General features: G+C 39.2%; 5 protein-coding genes. All 5 read right to left on the bottom strand.

What is annotated here, in order from left to right:
- Positions 1 to 78 precede the first annotated feature (78 nt).
- The 5 genes from GQR46_RS17220 to GQR46_RS17200 all read right to left on the bottom strand — a co-directional run bounded on the left by GQR46_RS17220 (position 79) and on the right by GQR46_RS17200 (position 3,673).
- On the bottom strand, positions 79 to 660 hold the full coding sequence (locus tag GQR46_RS17220; protein WP_165741701.1) for a YceI family protein: 582 nt from the start codon (positions 658 to 660) through the stop codon (positions 79 to 81).
- A 1-nt stretch (position 661) separates the two neighbouring features.
- The gene (locus GQR46_RS17215) at positions 662 to 1,213 is read right to left on the bottom strand and encodes a cytochrome b (RefSeq protein ID WP_002961572.1); all 552 of its coding nucleotides are present in this window, start codon (positions 1,211 to 1,213) and stop codon (positions 662 to 664) included.
- Positions 1,214 to 1,358: 145 nt separating this feature from the next.
- Positions 1,359 to 2,195: a ScpA family protein gene (locus GQR46_RS17210; protein ID WP_010554218.1), complete on the bottom strand. Its 837-nt coding sequence runs from the start codon at positions 2,193 to 2,195 to the stop codon at positions 1,359 to 1,361.
- A 6-nt stretch (positions 2,196 to 2,201) separates the two neighbouring features.
- Positions 2,202 to 2,822, bottom strand: a complete 621-nt coding sequence (locus tag GQR46_RS17205) for an L-threonylcarbamoyladenylate synthase (protein WP_024590418.1) — start codon at positions 2,820 to 2,822, stop codon at positions 2,202 to 2,204.
- Positions 2,819 to 3,673: a PHP domain-containing protein gene (locus tag GQR46_RS17200; protein ID WP_024590417.1), complete on the bottom strand. Its 855-nt coding sequence runs from the start codon at positions 3,671 to 3,673 to the stop codon at positions 2,819 to 2,821. Before GQR46_RS17200 ends, GQR46_RS17205 begins: the two co-directional genes overlap by 4 nt.
- Between the last annotated feature and the right edge of the window lie 250 nt (positions 3,674 to 3,923).

Raw genomic sequence — 3,923 nt, 5'->3', positions numbered from 1 at the left:
TCGAAGTCGCTTAATTTGAGTTTCTGTTAAGCAAAAAAAACGCCACAGTAAGTGGCGTTTTTATATTTAATAATGCTATTACTGACGAACACCTTCTATTGATAAAATAATATCAACATGAGTAGATGCAGGTCCTAAGTTGTAATCAATACCGTAATCGGTAAGTTTAAGGCTGGTTTCGCCCTCAAAACCTACGCGGTAGCCGCCCCACGGATCTTTACCTTCGCCCACTTTATCTATTTCAAAGGTAATAGTGTTAGTTACGCCGTGCAGCGTAAACTCACCGGTTACATCAGCCTCTTCGCCGTCTTCATCAAATTTAATACTCGTGCTTTTAAATGTCGCTTTTGGGTATTTATCTACATTTAAAAAATCTTTACCATGTAAATGCTTATCGCGCTCTGCATGGTTAGAGTCAAGACTTGTGGTATCAATGTTTACCATAATTTTTGACGTATTAGGGTTTTTAGCATCGTAGCTAAATGTGCCGTCAAAAGTATTAAAACGACCATATAACCAGCTGTAACCTAAGTGTTTAATTTTAAAGTTAACAGATGCATGCCCGCCTTTTGTATCAATTACATAATCAGCTGCATTGGCGGCTGTTGCCGATAACATCATTGCAGCCGAAACGGCTGTGCTTACTAATAATTTTTTCATTTTAATCATCCTTTAATGGTTTGATCATTCTAATTAAGGTTTTATCTTTATCGATAAAGTGATGTTTTAACGCCCCTAGTGCATGCAATACTGCAAACCCGATTAATGTGCACGCGCCGTAATAATGTACTTTTCCTGCAATATCGGCTTGGTCATCAAAGGCAAAATCAAGCGCTGATACGTTAAATAAAGTAAATACTTCTATTGGACGCCCGTCTGCGGTTGATATTAAATACCCTGCAACAACAATAACAGCCAAAATAATATACATAGCAATATGCGCCGTATGCGCTAATTGGTTCATGCCTTTACTCTCACCTAATGGTTTAGGTTGTGTAGATAAAGCACGCCATAAAATTCTAAATAAAAATACGGCCACAAGCGTAATACCAATACTCTTATGTAAATCGAGTGAACCTTTATACCAGCTATCGTAATAAGTAAGCTCAACCATATATAAACCTAAACCAAACAGGCCAAAAATAGTCAGCGCCATGAGCCAATGTAAAATAATGGCGACAAGTCCGTAAGATGAAGGTGTATTTTTAAACATGTGTAAGTTCCTATAATGCTATGACGTTACAATATAGTGCACAGCCGTAAATGAAAATAACATTTACAAACACTTTACGTGCGTATACGCACAGAACTTTATTATTTAAAGTCAGTTTTGCAAATAGATGATTAGACAGATAAGTTTATAGGGTGGATTGTTCGCTTAAGCTGACATAAATTAAGCTCTCAGGGCTTACTTGCAAACAAGTAACAAGTCCTTCTTTAATAAGCTCAAGCATAGCTATAAAACTAACCACTACACCACTTCGCCCTTCATTTGGGGTAAAAAGCGCATTAAATACCACTGCCGAGTTTGCTTGCGATAGTTGCTGTAATATTTGGCTCATTCTCTCACGGGTTGAGAGTACTTCAGCAGTAATTTGATGATGCTCAAACGTTTTTGCTCGCGCCATTACATCACTCAGCGCCAGCATTAAGTCTTTAAGTTCAATATCGGGGAGATTTTGACTTGTATCTTCACTTATTGGCATAGCAGCATGCGCTATAAAAATATCACGACCAACACGAGGAATATCGTCGAGGTTTTCGGCGGCTTGTTTAAACAGCTCATACTCTTGCAAACGTTTAATAAGCTCTGCGCGAGGATCTTCTTCCTCTTCAAGCTCTTCGTGTACAGGTAGTAGTAAGCGCGACTTTATTTGCGCAAGTAACGCAGCCATAACTAAATATTCGCCAGCAAGTTCGAGTTGAAACTCGGTCATCATTTCTACATAACTTACGTACTGCTCTGTAATACTAAAAATAGAAAGCTCGAGTACATCAAGCTTATGCTTTTTAATTAAATAGAGCAGTAAATCGAGCGGGCCTTCAAAGGTTTCTAATATTATTTCGAGCGCGTCAGGTGGAATGTATAAATCTTCTGGTTTGTCTACAACCGCTTTACCATGCAAAAAAGCCAGTGGCAGCTTTTGCTGCACTGGCTTTTCACTATTTTTTGTATTCGCAGTGCTTTCGCTCACTCGCTATTACTCAAACGGGCTTGTATCACCACAGCCAACACGCAAAATCTTGACTTCATCTTCCGACAAATCGATTACCGTGGTTGCTTGCTCGGCTAAGTGGCCACCGTGAATAATTAAATCAACGTGTTTATCTAATCGCTCTAATATTTCATCAGGATCTGATTCTGTAAACTGCTCACCTGGTAAAATTAAAGAACACGACATTAACGGCTCACCAAGTTCGGCAAGTAACGCACAGGCTATTGGGTGCTCAATTACACGCATGCCAATAGTTTTTTTCTTGTCGTTTAATAAACGTTTAGGGACTTCTTTTGTGCCTTTAAAAATAAAGGTATATGGCCCTGGCGTATTATTTTTAATGAGTCTAAATAGCTGGTTATCTACGCGTGCATAAGTAGATAACTCCGATAAATCACGGCAAACTAGCGTAAAATTATCGTTTTTTTCAATACCACGAATACGCTCTATGCGCTCTTTGGCTTGCTTATTACCAATGTTACAACCGATGGCGTAGCCCGAATCTGTTGGGTAAACAACAACGCCGCCTTGTTTAATAATATCAACGGCTTGACTAATTAGTCTCGGTTGCGGGTTATCAGGATGAATATGAAATAATTGACTCATGTTAATGCCCCTTCTTCTCCTTCCCAAGCTTGCCAAACACCTTGGCAATCTTTTGGTAGGTATAAATTTTTGCCAAGCTCTAAATAGCTTGTCGGAAAATGAAAATCAGACCCTTGCGAGCAAAGTAGTTCGTACTCACGGCTGAGTTCACCTAAAAATTGACGTTCGCTTGGCGCCTGTTGAGGTTGTGCAACTTCCATTGCGTCACCTCCTACACTTTTAAATTCTACTAATAATTTGCGTAGCCACTTGTTTGACATTTGATAGCTACTTGGATGCGCTAGTACAGCAACACCACCAGCGGCATGTATGGCCTCAATAGCGGTTTGCATGGTGCACCAGCAACTTGGTACGTAGCCTGTTTTGCCACGCCCTAAGTACTTTTTAAAAACACCCGGGAAATTTTTAGCAACACCGCGCTCAATAAGGGCGCGTGCAAAATGTGCACGCGTTATTTGCGCGTCTTTTGCCAGCTCTTTAGCTTGCTCGTAAATGCCATCAAAGCCATTTTTTGCAAGGCGAACACCAATCTCTAGTGCACGCTCTTCTCGCTTTTGCTGCTGAGCTGATAATAAAGAGGTAAGGTCAATATTATTAATATCAATATTTAAACCTACAATATGAATTTCGAAGCTTTCCCATTTGGTAGACACTTCGGTACCCGTTATTAATGAAAGCGGTAAGTTTTCGGTTTTAATAAATTGCTGCGCAGGCTTAATAGCCGCCACAGTGTCATGATCGGTAATAGCAAACACATCAATATTTTTATCAACAGCGCGATGCAATAATTCTTCAACCGTTAAACGCCCGTCTGAATGTGTGGTATGGCTATGTAAATCATATTTTATCAAAAGAAAACTGCTTAAAATTAAGGGTTACTGGTGTTTATGTAAGTATAACAACTTTTTTGACTAAATTGTTTTAAATAAACACTTGACACAAAAGCATAATATACGTTTTACTGTAGCCACTTTCAGACACATTAAGAATTAACAATAATGATCAATTCAAACTTAAACACTATTTGGTGGTGGCACTCGTAATTATCGGGTGATGAATTGTCGTGTCTAACAAAAATTCAAAACCCGCAACTATGCGGGT

The sequence above is a fragment of the Pseudoalteromonas sp. Z1A6 genome (genome assembly GCF_011378745.1).
Lineage (GTDB): Bacteria > Pseudomonadota > Gammaproteobacteria > Enterobacterales > Alteromonadaceae > Pseudoalteromonas > Pseudoalteromonas arctica.
Note: the sequence above shows the minus strand (reverse complement) of the source record. Positions and strands in the feature narration are given on the sequence as shown.